Annotated in this window: 12 protein-coding genes; 5 read left to right on the forward strand and 7 right to left on the reverse strand. The window is 58.5% G+C overall.

The window, feature by feature from the left end; genetic code table 11:
- Positions 1-186: 186 nt before the first annotated feature.
- The 5 genes from AC06G5_RS20220 (at position 187) to AC06G5_RS20240 (ending at position 7,021) form a co-directional block, all read left to right on the forward strand.
- Complete coding sequence (locus AC06G5_RS20220) at positions 187-1,923, forward strand: type I secretion system permease/ATPase (protein ID WP_413427007.1); 1,737 nt, start codon at positions 187-189, stop codon at positions 1,921-1,923.
- 6 nt (positions 1,924-1,929) lie between these two features.
- On the forward strand, positions 1,930-3,270 hold the full coding sequence (locus AC06G5_RS20225) for an HlyD family type I secretion periplasmic adaptor subunit (RefSeq protein ID WP_413427009.1): 1,341 nt from the start codon (positions 1,930-1,932) through the stop codon (positions 3,268-3,270).
- A gap of 1 nt (position 3,271) precedes the next feature.
- Positions 3,272-4,600, forward strand: coding sequence for a TolC family outer membrane protein (locus AC06G5_RS20230; RefSeq protein ID WP_413427011.1), 1,329 nt, complete (start codon positions 3,272-3,274; stop codon positions 4,598-4,600).
- Positions 4,601-4,846: 246 nt separating this feature from the next.
- Positions 4,847-5,977, forward strand: a complete 1,131-nt coding sequence (locus AC06G5_RS20235; RefSeq protein WP_413427013.1) for a nitrilase-related carbon-nitrogen hydrolase — start codon at positions 4,847-4,849, stop codon at positions 5,975-5,977.
- A gap of 3 nt (positions 5,978-5,980) precedes the next feature.
- Positions 5,981-7,021: an AraC family transcriptional regulator gene (locus tag AC06G5_RS20240; protein WP_413427015.1), complete on the forward strand. Its 1,041-nt coding sequence runs from the start codon at positions 5,981-5,983 to the stop codon at positions 7,019-7,021.
- Positions 7,022-7,364: 343 nt separating this feature from the next.
- Here AC06G5_RS20240 and AC06G5_RS20245 read toward each other — a convergent pair whose 3' ends face one another.
- The 7 genes from AC06G5_RS20245 to tig form a co-directional block, all read right to left on the reverse strand.
- Positions 7,365-8,213: a DUF2242 domain-containing protein gene (locus AC06G5_RS20245; RefSeq protein ID WP_413427017.1), complete on the reverse strand. Its 849-nt coding sequence runs from the start codon at positions 8,211-8,213 to the stop codon at positions 7,365-7,367.
- A gap of 203 nt (positions 8,214-8,416) precedes the next feature.
- Positions 8,417-10,288, reverse strand: a complete 1,872-nt coding sequence (locus AC06G5_RS20250) for a SurA N-terminal domain-containing protein (RefSeq protein ID WP_413427019.1) — start codon at positions 10,286-10,288, stop codon at positions 8,417-8,419.
- 233 nt (positions 10,289-10,521) lie between these two features.
- The gene (locus tag AC06G5_RS20255) at positions 10,522-10,794 is read right to left on the reverse strand and encodes an HU family DNA-binding protein (RefSeq protein WP_002552737.1); all 273 of its coding nucleotides are present in this window, start codon (positions 10,792-10,794) and stop codon (positions 10,522-10,524) included.
- 149 nt (positions 10,795-10,943) lie between these two features.
- Positions 10,944-13,340, reverse strand: coding sequence for an endopeptidase La (gene lon / locus AC06G5_RS20260; protein WP_413427021.1), 2,397 nt, complete (start codon positions 13,338-13,340; stop codon positions 10,944-10,946).
- Between the two features lie 161 nt (positions 13,341-13,501).
- On the reverse strand, positions 13,502-14,785 hold the full coding sequence (gene clpX / locus AC06G5_RS20265) for an ATP-dependent Clp protease ATP-binding subunit ClpX (protein WP_008019824.1): 1,284 nt from the start codon (positions 14,783-14,785) through the stop codon (positions 13,502-13,504).
- A gap of 111 nt (positions 14,786-14,896) precedes the next feature.
- On the reverse strand, positions 14,897-15,532 hold the full coding sequence (clpP, locus tag AC06G5_RS20270) for an ATP-dependent Clp endopeptidase proteolytic subunit ClpP (RefSeq protein ID WP_008019823.1): 636 nt from the start codon (positions 15,530-15,532) through the stop codon (positions 14,897-14,899).
- 93 nt (positions 15,533-15,625) lie between these two features.
- Entirely contained in the window at positions 15,626-16,936 is a 1,311-nt protein-coding gene (gene tig, locus AC06G5_RS20275; RefSeq protein WP_413704412.1) for a trigger factor, read from the reverse strand.
- Between the last annotated feature and the right edge of the window lie 337 nt (positions 16,937-17,273).

Here is a 17,273-nt window from a genome sequence, read left to right on the forward strand (position 1 = left end):
AAATGTTATTTCGAATTGTTTCACCGCCACCTACGCTGCTGCATAAGGGAGCAACGCAGCGATTTCGGAAGACTCGCCATCCACAGAGCGACCAGCCTGCGTGTGCATAAGCTGTTTGAGGAACTACATTTACCGTTAGCTGTTGCGCCACAAGGGCGACCGGCATTTCGAAGTGGGAGGACCAACATGCCCAAGCAGTCGAGCATCCGTTCCGAACTGGCCGACGCGCTCTTTCGCATGCGCCGCAGTTTTTACTCGCTGGCAGGGTTCAGCGGCGTCATAAACGTCATGATGTTGACGCCAGCTATTTATATGCTGCAGGTCTATGATCGAGCCCTGGTCAGTCGCAACGTCACGACGCTGGCGATGTTGACGGTCCTGGTGGTTGGACTGTTCCTGCTGATGTCCACGCTGGAAATGGTCCGCACCCGCGTGCTGATCAGGGTCGGCAACTGCCTGGACATGGAGCTCAACCGGCGCATTTTCACTGCTGCATTCGAGCGCAACCTGAGCCGCGCCGGAGGTAATCCGGCCCAGGCGTTGCAAGATCTCGCCCAGGTTCGTCAGTTCGTCACCGGCAATTCCCTCTTCGCTTTCTTCGATGCACCGTGGACGCCGATCTACCTGTTGGTCGCCTACCTGATCCACCCACTGCTCGGACTGCTCACACTGATCGGCTCGCTGATTCTGGTGGCCCTGGCCTGGCTCACCGAGAAGGCGACGCAGAAGCCGCTGGCCGAAGCCAACCAGGCCGCCCTCTCCTCCGCCCAATACGCCAACAACAACCTGCGCAATGCCGAAGTCATCGAGGCCATGGGCATGCTGCCGTCGATCAGCAAGCGTTGGTACCTGAGCCATCTGCGCATTCTGGAAATGCAGACCATGGCCTCCGACCGCGCCGCCCTGATCAGCAGCACCGGACGCTTCGTGCGGATCACGTTGCAGTCGCTGATCCTCGGCGCCGGCGCGCTGCTGGCAATCGAAGGCAAGATCACCCCGGGGATGATGATTGCCTGCTCGATCCTCACCGGCCGCGCACTGGGCCCGGTGGAACAGGTCATCGCGTCGTGGAAGCAACTGCTCGGCTGCCGCTCGGCCTGGGGCCGGCTCAACGAGATGCTGCACGACTATCCGCGCCGGCCACCGAGCATGTCGCTGCAGCGGCCGCAGGGCATGCTGGCGGTGGAGAATGTGTATGCCGGTGCCCCCGGTACCAACAACACGATTCTGCGTGGGGTGGGCTTCAGCCTTGTCCCCGGCGAAAGCCTTGGCATCATCGGTCCGTCCGCCTCGGGCAAATCCACCCTCGCCCGCCTGCTGGTTGGCGTCTGGCCAGCGCAGGCCGGCAAAGTGCGCCTGGACGGCGCGGACATATTCACCTGGAACAAGGGCGAACTTGGTCCATGGCTCGGCTACCTGCCACAGGACGTGGAGCTGTTCGAGGGCAACATCGCCGACAATATTGCGCGCTTTGGCGAAGTGGACAGCGAAGCGGTCATCCGCGCCGCCAAGACCACTGGCGTGCACGAGATGATCCTGCGTTTTCCTCAGGGTTATGACACCCGTCTGGGCACCGATGGCAGCCCGCTTTCCGGTGGCCAGAAGCAGCGCATCGCCTTGGCCCGCGCGTTGTATGGCGAGCCCAATCTGATCGTGCTGGATGAGCCGAACGCCAACCTTGACGACGTCGGCGAAAAGGCCCTGGTCGATGCGCTGGCCGAACTGAAGGACCGTGGCGCCACCGTCATTCTGATTTCCCACCGTCCCAACGTACTCTGCGCCGTCGATAAGGTGCTGATGCTGCGCGACGGCGGCGTGCAGATGCTCGGTACGCGCGATGAAGTATTCGCAGCGCTGCGCAAGGCCAGTGTGATGCCTGCAGGCGCGTCGACCCCGCTAGCCTCCGTCAAAGCACGGGAGTGACCGATCATGCAAATGAGCCAACACACCGAGATGATCAAAGCCGATACCAAGAGCGTGGTAGATCTGGATGTCGGTAAGCCCGCACGGTGGGGCGTGTGGCTGGTGCTCGCCGGCTTCGGCGGATTCCTCCTGTGGTCCTGGCTGGCGCCTCTGGATGCCGGCGTGGTAGCCACAGGCACGGTCAAAGTCACCAGCAATCGCAAGGCCGTACAGCACCTCAGCGGTGGTACCGTGGAGGCCATTCTCGTTCGCGAAGGCGATCTGGTGACAAAAGGTCAGGAGGTGGTCCGCCTCGACTCGTTGCGTGCCGCTTCTGAACAGGGGGCAGTCAGCGCCCAGTACATCGTCAGCAAGACCGTGGAAAACCGCCTGGAAGCGGAACGTGACGGCCGCGACGTGGTGAACTTCGACCCCGATTTGCTCCAGCGTTTCAAAGGTGACCACCGCCTGGAAGCCGCCATGGACCTGCAACAGCGCCTGCTGGACACCCGGCGCGTCGGTCTTGCTGGCGAAATCAGCATCCTGCAGGAGAACCTGGCAGCGTCGGCAGTGCAGCTCAAGGGCCTGCAGCAGGTCTATAGCGCCCGCGCCTCGCAGATCAGCTTCCTCAACCAGGAACTGCAAGGCACCCGCGTGCTGACGGCCGAAGGCTATGTGCCGCGCAACCGCCTGCTTGAGCTGGAACGCAGCAATGCCGAGCTCTCCGCCGGTCAGGCCGAGAACCTCAACAACATCGCCCGCGTGCGTAGCCAGACCACCGAAATCAAGCTGCGCATCCTGCAGCGCCAGCACGACTACCTGAAGGAAGTCGAATCACAGCTGACTGAAACCGCCAAGGAAAACACCACCCTGGCCGACCGCTTGCGCGCGCTCGACTATGAAGTGACCCACACGGTGATTCGCTCGCCCATCGATGGCATGGTCCAGGCCCTGAGCATTGCCACTGTCGGCGGGATCATTCAACCGGGCTTCAAGATCATGGAAATCGTTCCGGTCAACGAGCCGCTGCAGGTCGACGCGATGATTCCCGTGCAGGCCATCGACAAGATGGTCCCCGGCCTGCCCGTGGACATTTCCTTCCCGGCCTTCAACCATGCCAGGACGCCAAACATCCCCGGCCGCGTGAAGACCATCTCCGCCGACCGCCTGATGGACGAGGAAAGCAAGCAACCGTTCTATCTGGCTCAGGTGGAGGTCACGCCCGATGGCATGGGTCTGCTTGGCAGCAATCACATTCGCCCCGGCATGCCCGCCAGCGTCACCATAAAGACAGGCGAACGCAACATGATCAGCTATCTTCTTAAACCAATGCTTGATCGTGTGGACAGCTCATTCAAGGAACAATGAGATGGAACGTCGTTGCCTGCTCTTCTGCCTGCTGGGGTTGGCCCTGCCGGCCAACGCCATGGACCTCAAGCAAGCCTGGGATCTGTTGCAGTTCCAGGGCCCTATCTACCAAGCCTCCGTGCATGAAAAACAGGCCGGCGAGGAAAACCGCGCCATCGGCAAGGCCGGCCTGCTACCGCAGATCAATGCCTCGGGCTACCACAACAAGGTCAATGGCTCCCAAAGCCAGAGCGGCATCGACAGAGATCTCCATTACGACTCCAAGGGCGCCAACGTGCGCCTGCGCCAACCGCTGTTCAACAAACAGAAGATGGCCGAGTACCGCCAGGGTCAGCAGCGTGCCGACTACAGCAACGCGGTGTTCGATGCCAAGACCCAGGACGCCGCGGTGCGCTTGTCCGAAAGCTATTTCGATGTGCTCCTGGCCAGCGAAACCATCGTCCTGGCCAAGTCCAAGCTGACCGCCTTCGAAGAGCAACTCGCTTCGGCGAAGCGGCGTATGGAGCTGGGGGCCGGCACCGTCACCGACATCGACGAGTCGGCCGCTCGCCGCGACCTCGCTGACGCCGAGCTGATCGAAGCACAAGACAACCTGATCAACGCGCGCCGCAAGCTTGAGGAATATATCGGCGAACCCCCCGAGTCACTGACCACCTTGCGCCCGAGCTTCGATACACCACCGCTGCTACCGAGCAACCTGCAGGACTGGTTGGTCAAAGCCCAGACCGATAGCCCGCTGATCCATGCGCGCCGTTATAGCAGCGACCTCGCAGCAGAAGAAGTGAATCGTGCCAGGGCTGGCCACTGGCCAACACTGGATTTCATTGCCGGCTACACCGCGGGTGAGAGCCAGTCACTCTCCGAGTTGAATCAACGCAACCACTACGGCTCGATCGGGCTGGAAGTCAATATCCCACTGTACAGCGGTGGCGGCGTCAGCGCGTTGACACGCCAGGCCAGTGCCAATAGCGACAAGGCCATGGACGAACTCGACGCCGCGCGACAGGAAGTCATCACCGAAACCACTCGTGAGTATCAGGGCATTCTGAGCGGCGCCAAACGCATTCGCGCGCTGGAGAAGGCAGTGGAGTCCAACGAACGCTCACTGGCATCGTCACGCAAAGGCTTCAAAGAGGGCGGCACCAGCACCAACTCGGACGTCCTCAATGCCGAAGAGCTGCTCTTCGTTGCGCGCCACGATCTGTTCGAAGCCAAGATACGCTATTTGATGTCACGCCTGCGCCTGGCCTCCTCGGTGGGCAGCCTGGGCGACGACGATATCAACCAGATCAACGACTACCTCGGCCCGGAACTGCTGGTCACCAAATGACGCTTGCCAGCCAGCCGGTCAAGCAAAGTGATGGCTGACCGGCCTCCCCTCTTATGGCCTCCCCCCAGTCAATGCACCTCTCGTTTGACCCATTGGTTCGTTGCTGGATCCCGGCGCAGAAAGGCAGCCGCCAGCGAAAAAACCGCCAACGTTGAAATTTGCCCACCAAGCCCTTGATTCCCTTTATGCTCGATCCAGCCCCTAATGAAAAGCCAAGCCCGGCTCCAGGCTGTAAACTGTTTCCCCATGCGCAAATTCTTGTACCTGACATTCTCCATGGCGTTGCTCGCTGCCCTCACGTCCTACGCGATGTGGGCCGCTGACCGGCCGGTGGGTCATTACCTTTCGGACCTGCGGATCAACCTGGCTGTCGACCGGGGTACGCCTGCGGACCGTGGCAATCTGTTGGGCATTCAGCCCGAACTGTTTCCTACCGATTATCAAAGTCCCGAGCGTTTGCACCGCAAGCTCGCAGCCTATCTGCAGGCAGCCCGGGACCAGGGTTTGTTGAACGGCAAGACTGTCGTCGTGTTGCCGGAACATATCGGTACCTGGCTGATGGTCAGCGGCGAGAAGGATGAGTTGTATCAGGCCAGCACCCTCAAGGAGGCCATGAACTGGCTGGCGGTGAGCAATCCCCTCAAGTTCGCCAAGGCGTTGATCAGTGCCGAGGGTGGCAACCGTCTGGACGATGCCCACCTGCGCATGAAAGCCAAGGCGATGGCCAGGGACTACCAGGCATTGTTCGGAGGGCTGGCCAGGGAATTCCACGTGACGCTGGTAGCGGGCTCCATTGTGCTGCCCGAACCGAGCATCATCGACGGCACCTTGAAAATCGGCCGCGGCGCGCTGTACAACAGCAGTGTAGTGTTCAACAACGAAGGCCTGCCGATCGGCCAGCCACAGCGCCAGATGCACCCGTTTTTCGCAGGACAGAACGGGATCAAGGCGAATGGCGAGCACTCGCTCAACGTCGTTGATACCCCCGCAGGAAGGCTGGGCGTATTGATCGGCCGCGACAGCTGGTACCCGGAAAACTACCTCAAGCTCAACGACCAAAGCGTACAGCTGGTTGCGGTACCGGCCTTTGTCGCCGGCCGTGGCACCTGGGACCAGCCGTGGCGCGGCTACAGGGGATCGCCTGCGCCTGCATCGGTCAACCTGAAGCCTGGAGAAGTCAGTGAAGGCCAGGCCTGGCAGCGCCTGACCCTCACGACCCAGATACCGGCCAGTCAGGCTGTCGCCGGCATCAGTGTGTTCCTGCGGGGCCAGTTCTGGGATCAGGGCAGCGCCGGCCACAGCTTCCTCAGCAGTAACGGCCAGCACTTTGCCGACGGCAACGCCCATGGTGCGCGTTTGCTGAACCTCTGGTTGTAAGCCATGAAAACGCCGCCGATGCGCCTCGGCGATCTGTCGGTGGGCTTTGTTCATAGCCTGGCCGATGCCGTGCGCAGTCATGGCGTCGATCCGCAGCCATTGCTCGATCAATACGGCCTCGATACAGCGCGTCTGAGCGAAGCCGGTGCCCGGCTGTCGATACCTCGCTACATGCGCCTGGGCCACAGCGCCATTCAACTGACCGACAACCCGGCCCTTGGCTTGCGCATGGGTCAACTCAGTCGCCTGAGCCAGATCGGCCTCGCAGGAGTCACCGCAGCCCAGGCGCCGACAGTACGTGAAGCCGCCCGCTGCCTGATTCGATTCGAAGCCTTGTATGGTTCCAATTATCGGGGTCAATCAAGCTTTCACGAAGACGCCCAGGGTGCATGGCTGCGTTTCTATTCGATCAGCCCCTATAACGCCTACAACCGCTTCGTGGTGGATTCGATCATCGCCGGCTGGTTGCAGCAATTATCCAGCGTCAGCCCCGCCCCGCTGCGCGCCGAACGTATCGAGATCGAATTCGAGGAACCCGTTTACCGCGCGGCCTATGACGTTTTGGGTGACTGTCCGATTCAGTTTGGCGGCGAACGCAATCAACTGCGCCTGAGCCTGGCAAGTCTCGCCCAGCGCAACCCCGAGCATTGCCCGAGCACCTGGCGGCATTTGCTGCAACTGTGCGAGCGCGAGCTGGAACAATTGACACGTACCCGCAGCCTGCGTGAACGCATCATCGCGCTGCTGGGACCGTTGCTCAATGGTGGCCGGGAGCCCGACCTGGAAGAAGTGGCGACACGCCTGAATCTGCCTACATGGACCTTGCGCCGCAAACTTGCCGAGGAAGGCACGCAATTTCGCGCAATCCTCAATGAAACCCGTCGCGACCTGGCCATGACCTACATACGCGACACCGAACTGGCGTTCGGTGAAATCGCCTACCTGCTGGGCTTTTCCTCAGCCGAAGCGTTTCAACGCGCATTCAAACGCTGGAACGGGCAGACCCCCGGCGAATTTCGCCGCAGCCATCGCCAATCCGCCTGACGCCTACAACTCGGTAGCGTCTTCCGCCGGTTCCAGTGGGTCCAGTTCGAAAGCCTGGTACTCGAGCAGCTCTTCTTGATAATCGTCCATTTTTGAATCCCCCGACCCGTATTGAAAAACGTCTGAATAAATGACCCATTCCTTGAGCATAAAGTGCCTGCGTGAAAGAAAAATGACGCGGACACGACACTCTGTCGCTACTGAATAAAACGTAGCAGCTGGTCAGGAATTTATCATTGGTTTTTTCGCGGGAGCCCGCAGAACATCGGACTTGCTTGATGCGGGTCAATCATTGAGGCGGCCACAGGATCGGTTCATCTGACCCGATCCTGTGGTGCCACCATCATTGGCCGGAGACAGGCATCGCCGGAATGGGCTCGCTCGGCGGTGGCAAGTCGCTCGGGTTCGCCGGTGGCGTGACGATTTGCGGGGCCAGTGCCGGCTCTACACTGGCCGGTGTGATTGGCGCCGCTTCAGGAGGCGGTGCAACCGGCTCGGAGGCCGCTGGCGTTGCTTCAACGGGTGCCGGTCCAGGAGCAACTGCAGCAGGCTCCGTAGCGGGTGCGGCTGCCGGGGCAGGCGCGAGCGGTGCCGGTGCGGCCTTGGCTTCAGGCATGCCCAGGTCTGTTTTCGGTTTTTCGGTGATGTGCGCAGCCTTTTTCGCTTCCGGCGGCAGGAACAGTTCGACCAATGCGAAGAAACGCTCGTAGAACTTGGCAGACGATACGGTTTCGCTGGCGACCTTGACCATCGAGTCATCGGAGGAGCCGATCGGCATCGACACCGAGCCCAACACACCCACACCAAGACTGGCGGAGTTGTTGGTTTTCTTCAGCGCATAACGATCCTGCAGGGCGTTGGCGAATACGGTCGCGTGATGCCCTTCGCTGCCATCATCGGCACACACCACACTGAAGCTGATCTCCATGTGGTTCTCGCCGGTCTGCTGGAAGCTCTTGTGACCGCTGACCAGCTTCGGATCGTTGCTGGTGATGATGTAGCCCTGGCTGAGCAAGGCACGACGGGCGGCTTCACAGCTCTGGGTATCGGTGACCGGATAGTTTCGGGAAAAGGTGCCGGAATCGTCGAAGTTCTCATGCTCGTAGATGGCGCCTTTGTTCGATGAACAACCGGCCGCAGCGGCAAGCATGGCTGCCAGCCCGACAATCCGCATGGGAAGTGATTTAAACATTGAACATCCTGAGGAAAACGGTTCGGGGCATATTGTGCAACAGATCGATGCTTAGCGGAGCATCGATTGTGTCTTAAAACGGTTACAGGCTGATTGACCCCGGTTTTGCGCAAAAGTCACCGCGGCAAGTGACGTACGGCCAAACAAAAAGACCCCGGCCTTTCGGCCGGGGTCTCCTGTACAGCGCTAAACCTGTTCAGGCATCAGTAACGCTTGATGTCCGCCTGGCTTTCCAGCTGCTTGCGATAAGCCGCAAAGTCTTGCTGGCCGATGCGCGAAGCAAGGTAGCGACGATACTGTGCTTTCTCTTCTTCGGTCGGCGCCGCCGCTTCGTTCACGCCATTGAGACGCACGATCATCAGGCTGCCATCCGCCAGCGTCACGCTGGTGAAGGTCGGCTTGTCCTTGGTCGCAGGCTTCGCCATGCGGAAGAGCGCTTGCAGCACAGCAGGGTCGACCCCTTCCTGAGCGCGAGTCGCCGCTTCAGTGACTTTCCAGGCCTGACCGTCGACCGCCTGATTCAGCGGGGTCTTGCCATCACGCAGGCTGGCAATCAGGGCTTCAGCCCTGGTCTTGGCATCGGCGCTGGCGTGCTCCTTGGCCAATTGCACACGGATCGCGGCAGAGACGCTTTCCAGCGGCAATTGCGAAGGCTTCAAGTGCTCCTTGGCACGCAACACGACCACGGTTTCCGGATCGAGCTCGATAGCAGTGCTGTTCGCCCCCTCATCCAGGACTTCCGGGCTGAACGCGGCAGTGATCACGGCACGGTTGGCCGCAATACCCTCACCGCCTTCACGGCCGAACGGCTTGGAAGTCTGGACGGTCAGCTTCAGGTCCTGCGCCGGCTGCGCCAGATCGGACGCTTCGAACGAGGCGTCTTCCAGTTGCTTGCTTGCCTCAACGAAACGCTGCTCGACCTGCTGGGTTTTCAGACCACGGGTCAGCTTGTCTTTCAGGCTGGCGAACGTTGGCACTTCCGGGGCTTCCACACCCAACAGCTTGATCAGGTGGAAACCGAAGTCGGTGCGAACCGGCCCCGAGACCTGGTCCTTGGCCAACGAATACAGGGCCTTTTCGAACGCCGGGTCGTAGACGCCGGGACCTGCATAACCCAGGTCACCGCCGTTGTTCGCCGAACCCGGATCCTGGGAGAACTCCTTGGCCAGCGCCTCGAATTTCTCGCCCTTGGCCAGACGGGCCTGAACCTCTTCGATCTTCGCCTTGGCTTGCGCCTCGGTGGTCTTGTCATTCACTTCAATCAGAATGTGCGCAGCCCGGCGTTGCTCGGACAGGTTCGCGATTTCTTTCTGATAGGCCGCTTGCAGGTCTTCGTCCTTGACGCTGACCTGATCGAAGAAGGAAGCCTTCTTCAGCTCGAGGTAATCGATGACCACCTGGTCCGGCGTCATGAATTCCTTGGCATGTTCGTCGTAATAGGCCTTGACCTCTTCGTCGGTCAGCTTCACAGCCGCCGGGTCGGCCTTGATGTTCAGCGAGGCGAAGTCGCGGGTCTGTTTTTCCAGACGAGCAAACGCCAGCACCTGTGCATCGGTCACGAAACCGCTACCTGCCAGGCCGGCACGCAGCTGGCCGATCAGCATTTCCTGAGCCAGCATCTGGCGGAATTGCATACGGCTGTAGCCGAGTTGGCGAATCACCTGGTCGAAACGCTCGGAGCTGAACTTGCCATCAACCTGAAACTCTGGTGTTTGCAGGATGACCTGATCAAGCGCCGCTTCGGAAAAGGCGAACTTCGATTTTTCTGCGCCTTGCAGCAGCAGCTTGCGATCGATAAGGCCCTTGAGAGCCGATTCGCGCAACATTTTTTCATCCAGCAAGGAAGCATCGAAATCCTTGCCCAGCTGTTGCATGAGCTGGCGGCGTTGCATATCGACCGCCTGGCTCAGTTCGTTCTGGCTGATTTCATCGCCGTTGACCTTGGCCGCATCATTGCTGTGCGACGTGGCCTTGAAAATGGCATCGAAACCGGTCAAGGCCATCAGAACAACGATGACCCCGATAATAGTCTTGGCAATCCAGCCTTGTGAATTGTCCCTGATATTCTGCAGCATGCGTCCCCCAGAAACGGTTGAACTTCAAAATTAGGCAACCGTGGAGCGTGGGTAGAATCCGGATAGAAGAAAGGCGCATCCGAGGATGCGCCTTCTCGTAACTGGCGGAGCGGATCGAGGGCTCGAACGGGCGACCCTCGGTATCTTGAACCGGCGACCTGCAGTCAGGACTGCCGCTCCGCTGCCAAGTCAGGCATGACCCCGACCCGGATGGGTAAAAACCTGAATCGAACTTAGTTGACAGCTTCTTTCAGTGCTTTACCGGCTTTGAAACCTGGTTTTTTGGCTGCTGCGATTTCCAGCGTCTTACCGGTCTGTGGGTTACGACCAATGCGAGCTGGACGATCAGTTACGGAGAAAGTACCGAAGCCAACCAGAACAACAGAGTCGCCAGCCTTGAGAGCGCCAGTGACGGATTCGATTACAGCGTCCAGCGCACGGCCAGCAGCAGCTTTCGGGATATCAGCGGATGCAGCGATAGCATCAATCAGTTCCGACTTGTTCACTCTAAGTCCCCTTATATCTATTTGAGTATGATTCTAAGTTTTTTTGGTGAAAGCAAAAACGAGTGCTGAATGGCCTACAGACACTTAAGAGCCGCTTTATAACAAGGGCTCTAAAAAGCTGTCAAGAAAGCCCCCCAGGCAAATACGTACTAATGCGTGCTAATTCTTTCCTTAGAATCTGCGTCGCGTTTCTCATCCTTCGCGACTATCTCCGGAGCCACATCCGGCAAGGGCTCCGGCGCGTATTGCAGCGCAATTTGCAGGACCTCGTCAATCCATTTAACCGGTTTAATCTGTAGATCCTGCTTGATATTGTCCGGAATCTCTTTGAGATCGCGCACATTCTCTTCAGGAATGATCACGGTCTTGATTCCGCCACGATGGGCAGCCAGCAGTTTTTCTTTCAAACCGCCAATCGCCAGTACCTGGCCACGCAAAGTGATTTCGCCGGTCATGGCGACATCCGCGCGTACCGGAATGCCGGTCAATGCCGACACCAGGGCTGTACACATGCCCACACCGGCGCTAGGACCGTCCTTGGGAGTCGCCCCCTCCGGCATATGGATGTGCGTGTCGCGCTTCTCGTGGAAGTCCAGGGGAATGCCCAGGCTTTTCGCCCGGCTGCGAACAACGGTCAACGCAGCGGTGATCGACTCGACCATCACATCACCCAGGGAACCGGTCTTGATCAACTGACCCTTGCCCGGCACCACGGCGGCTTCAATGGTCAGCAGTTCGCCACCCACCTGAGTCCACGCCAGCCCGGTCACCTGGCCGATCTGATCCTGCTGCTCGGCCAGGCCGTAGCGGAATTTGCGCACGCCCAGGAAATGCTCCAGCGTGTCTGCGGTAACCTTCACCGAGAAGCGTTTTTCCAGCGCATGCTCCTTGACGGCCTTGCGGCAAACCTTGGCAATCTGACGCTCAAGCCCACGCACACCGGCTTCACGGGTGTAGTAGCGAATAATGTCGCGGATCGCTTCTGCGTCAAACTCCAGCTCGCCTTTCTTCAGGCCGTTGGCAGCAATCTGCTTTGGCGAAAGGTATTTGACGGCGATGTTGATCTTCTCGTCTTCGGTGTAGCCCGGCAGACGGATCACTTCCATCCGGTCCAGCAACGCCGGCGGGATGTTCATCGAGTTCGAGGTGCACAGGAACATCACATCGGACAGGTCGTAATCGACTTCCAGATAGTGATCGTTGAAGTTGTGGTTCTGCTCTGGATCGAGCACTTCCAGCAACGCCGATGCCGGATCGCCACGCATGTCGCTGCCCATCTTGTCGATTTCATCGAGCAGGAACAGCGGATTGCGGACACCCACTTTTGTCATCTTTTGAATCAATCTTCCTGGCATCGAACCGATGTAAGTACGGCGATGACCACGAATTTCCGCTTCGTCCCGCACGCCACCGAGGGCCATGCGTACGAATTTGCGGTTGGTGGCGTGAGCGATCGACTCCGCCAGGGACGTTTTACCCACCCCTGGAGGACCGACCAGGCACAGCACCGGACCACGAATTTTCTTCACGCGCTTTTGCACGGCGAGGTATTCGAGGATGCGCTCCTTGACCTCTTCCAGGCCATAGTGGTCGGCATCCAGAATGTCTTCGGCGCGCGCCAGGTCCAGGCGCACCTTGCTCTGGGCCTTCCACGGCACTTGCACCAGCCAGTCGATGTACGAACGCACCACGGTCGCTTCCGCGGACATTGGCGACATCTGCTTGAGCTTGTTCAGCTCGGCCGTCGCCTTGGCCAGCGCGTCTTTCGGCAGGCCGGCGGCATCGATACGCTTTTTCAGCTCTTCGACTTCGTTGTGACCTTCGTCGCTGTCGCCGAGCTCTTTCTGAATGGCCTTCATTTGCTCATTCAGGTAGTACTCGCGCTGACTGCGCTCCATTTGTTTTTTGACGCGGCCGCGAATGCGTTTCTCGACTTGCAGCAGATCGATCTCGGCATCCAGCAACGCCAGAACGTGCTCGACACGGGCCGACAAATCGATGATTTCGAGGATTTCCTGCTTCTGCTCGATCTTCAGGGCCATGTGCGCGGCCATGGTGTCCACCAGGCGGCCCGGCTCGTCGATGCTGTTGAGCGACGACAGGACTTCAGCCGGGACTTTTTTGCCCAACTGCACATATTGCTCGAACTGCGACAACAGGCTGCGCACGAACACTTCCGACTCGCGCTCTGGCGCGTCGACTTCGTCGATCAGGGAGATTTCGGCACGGCAGTGGCCGTCTACTTCGCTGAAGCGCTCAACGGCGCCCCGCTGCTCACCTTCGACCAGAACCTTGACCGTGCCGTCAGGCAGCTTCAGCAGCTGCAGAACGGTAGCAATTGTACCTACGCGATACAGGGCATCTTCACCGGGATCGTCGTCAGCCGGGTTTCTCTGGGCCAGCAGAAGAATCTGCTTGTCACCCGTCATCGCAGCCTCGAGGGCTTCGATGGATTTCTCGCGCCCCACGAACAGCGGGATAACCATGTGCGGATAAACCACGACATCACGCAATGGCAGGAGAGGCAATTCGATGGTTGTCTTCATGATTTCGCCTCTACGGCGGCCATAAGGCCGTAAACAGATGGAAGTAAGCTTGAAACCAAGATGGGGGCTGCCTTGAAAAAAAACAAGCACAAAGACAGTGTTAAAACCCGCAAAAAGCAAAGGGGCCCGAAGGCCCCTTCTTTATTCGAGCTACGTGACGCTTAAGCGTCTGGCGCGGCCTTGGCGGTCGGCTCACTGTTTTCATAGATATACAGTGGCTTGGACTTGCCTTCTATCACGCTTTCATCGATCACTACTTTGCTCACCTCGGATTGCGAGGGGATTTCATACATAGTGTCGAGCAATACACCTTCGAGAATCGAACGCAGGCCACGGGCACCGGTTTTACGCTCCAGGGCACGCTTGGCGACCGATTTCAGAGCGTCGGAACGGAACTCCAGATCAACGCCTTCCATCTCGAACAGCTTGGCATACTGCTTGGTCAGGGCATTTTTCGGCTCGGTGAGGATCTGCATCAACGCAGCCTCGTCAAGCTCGTCCAGCGTGGCAAGTACCGGCAGACGACCGACGAATTCCGGGATCAGACCGAACTTGACCAGATCGTCAGGCTCGACTTCACGCAGGGATTCACCGACTTTCTTGCCCTCTTCCTTGCTGCGCACTTCGGCACTGAAACCGATGCCGCCCTTGGTGGAACGGTTTTGAATAACCTTTTCCAGACCGGAAAATGCACCGCCGCAGATGAACAGGATGTTACGGGTGTCGACCTGCAGGAATTCCTGCTGCGGATGCTTGCGACCACCTTGAGGCGGAACCGAAGCGACCGTGCCTTCGATCAACTTGAGCAGGGCCTGCTGCACGCCTTCACCGGAAACGTCCCGGGTGATCGACGGGTTGTCAGACTTGCGCGAAATCTTGTCGATTTCATCGATGTAGACAATGCCCATCTGGGCTTTTTCTACGTCGTAATCGCATTTCTGCAGCAGCTTCTGAATGATGTTCTCGACATCTTCACCCACGTAACCCGCCTCGGTGAGAGTGGTTGCGTCAGCGATGGTGAACGGAACGTTCAGCAAGCGGGCCAGTGTTTCGGCAAGCAGGGTTTTACCCGAGCCTGTCGGGCCGATCAGCAGGATGTTGCTCTTGCCGAGTTCGACGTCGTCATTCTTTTTGTCACGCTGATTCAGGCGTTTGTAGTGGTTGTACACCGCTACGGCCAGAACCTTTTTCGCTCGCTCCTGACCAATCACATACTGATCGAGGATGCCGCTGATTTCTTTAGGCGAAGGCAATTTATGCGCGCTGCTTTCGGCCTGTGCTTCCTGCACCTCCTCGCGGATGATGTCATTGCACAGGTCGACGCACTCGTCGCAGATAAAGACCGAGGGGCCGGCAATCAATTTGCGTACTTCATGCTGGCTTTTGCCACAGAAGGAGCAATAGAGCAGCTTGCCGTTGTCCTCGCCGTTGCGGGTGTCAGTCATTCGTTCGATCCAAATCCGATAGGCTTGCAACACAAGATGAAGGCTATTGCGGGCTTTTTCAAGCCCGCTGGTGTCGGACCCGCCGACCAAGCCTGTTTTGAGCTGCTTATTTTAAACAGGGCGCTGGCTGATCACTTCGTCGATCAAGCCGTACTCACGTGCAGCATCTGCACTCATGAAATTATCGCGGTTGGTATCGCGCTCGATTTCTTCAAGGGTGCGCCCGCTATGCTTGGCCATCAGCGTGTTGAGACGCTCGCGGATAAACAGGATTTCCTTGGCATGGATTTCGATATCCGACGCCTGGCCCTGGAAACCGCCCAGCGGCTGGTGAATCATCACACGCGAGTTCGGCAAGCAGTAACGCTTGCCAGGGGCACCGGCCGTCAGCAGAAACGCGCCCATGCTGCACGCCTGACCGATGCAGGTGGTCGACACGTTGGGTTTGATGAACTGCATGGTGTCGTAGATCGACATGCCCGCCGTCACCGAACCGCCCGGGGAGTTGATATAGAGATGGATGTCCTTGTCCGGGTTTTCCGCTTCAAGGAACAGCAGTTGCGCACAGATCAGGTTGGCCATGTAGTCCTCTACCGGGCCAACCAGAAAGATCACTCGCTCCTTGAGGAGGCGCGAGTAGATGTCGTAGGCGCGCTCGCCACGAGCGGACTGCTCGACAACCATCGGGACCAGGCCGCCTGCGGCCTGGATATCAGAGTTCTGCTGAATATACGAATTACGGAACATGCTCTGCAGTCACTCCCAAATAGTTATGTCTTGAATACGCATAAGCCAGCACGAAGGCTGGCTTATGGTGTTTGCTTCTTACCGCAAAAGTGATCAGTCGGCTTGTGGAGCTTCTACCGGCTTGACCGCTTCTTCGTAAGAGACCGATTTGTCGGTCACGCTAGCTTTCTGCAGAACAGTATCCACAACTTGCTCTTCCAGCACAACCGAACGAACTTCGTTCAGTTGCTGGTCGTTTTTGTAGTACCAGGACACAACTTGCTCAGGCTCCTGGTAGGCCGAAGCCATTTCCTGAATCATCTCGCGAACGCGGGCTTCATCTGGCTTGAGGTCGAATTGCTTGACCACTTCTGCCACGATCAGGCCCAGCACTACGCGACGCTTGGCTTGCTCTTCGAACAGCTCGGCCGGCAGTTGGTCTGGCTTGATGTTGCCGCCGAACTGCTGAACAGCCTGCACGCGCAGACGGTCAACTTCGTTGGACAGCAGAGCCTTTGGCACTTCAATCGGGTTGGTGGCCAGCAGACCGTCCATTACCTGATTCTTGACCTTGGATTTGATCGCCTGACGCAGTTCACGCTCCATGTTCTTGCGAACTTCGGTACGGAAACCTTCCAGACCGGTTTCCTTGATGCCGAATTGAGCGAAGAACTCTTCGGTCAGTTCTGGCAGTTTTGGCTCGGAAACGGAGTTTACAGTCACGGTGAACTCGGCGGTTTTGCCAGCCAGGTCCAGATTCTGATAGTCCTCTGGGAAGGTCAGGTTCAGAACGCGCTCTTCACCAGCTTTAGCACCAACCAGACCGTCTTCGAAGCCAGGGATCATGCGACCGGAACCCAGAACCAGCTGAGTACCCTTGGCGGAACCGCCAGCGAACACTTCACCGTCGACCTTGCCGACGAAATCGATGTTCAGCTGGTCTTCGTTCTGGGCAGCACGATCGGCCACTTCGAAACGGGTGTTCTGCTTGCGCAGGATTTCCAGCATCTTGTCCAGATCGGCATCAGCCACGTCAGCGCTCAGGCGCTCGACGGTGATACCTTCGAAACCGGCAACGGTGAACTCAGGGAACACTTCGAATACAGCTACGTATTCCAGGTCCTTGCCAGCTTCCAGGGACTTTGGCTCGATCGAAGGCTGACCAGCCGGGTTCAGCTTCTGCTCAACCACAGCTTCGTAGAAGGAAGACTGGATCACGTCGCCTACGGCTTCCTGACGAGCATCGGCACCGAAACGGCGCTTGATTTCGCTCATTGGCACCTTGCCTGGACGGAAGCCAGCAATCTTGGCCTTTTGGGCGGTCTGCTGCAGACGCTTGTTGACCTGGCTCTCGATGCGCTCAGCCGGCACGGTGACGCTCATGCGGCGCTCAAGAGCAGTAGTATTTTCAACAGAAACTTGCATGGATATTCCTCGTTGCACAGACGTTAGCCGGCCGTTTCCGACCCCAGAATCAAGGGCATGCATTCTAGTGGGTCAAACTCAAGAAGTCACCCTACTGAAAACGGGTAAAAAAGCAGCAGGCAATTTATAGGTGCGAATGCACGAATGCACCTCGCCCCGATGGCAAATACAGCCAATCACGCCAGGGCTCTGCGCCGACCTTTTCATATATTGAAGAGGTCGCCAGTCATCCCCCTGACAGCCGATCTCGCAAGCAAGGCCGGCGGGCAGGACAGCATCATCGAGAAACATAAATACGACGAAACGCCCTGCCCCTGCGACCCTGAACCTGCGGCCG

It is taken from the genome of Pseudomonas sp. WT-JTC, assembly GCF_056711565.1.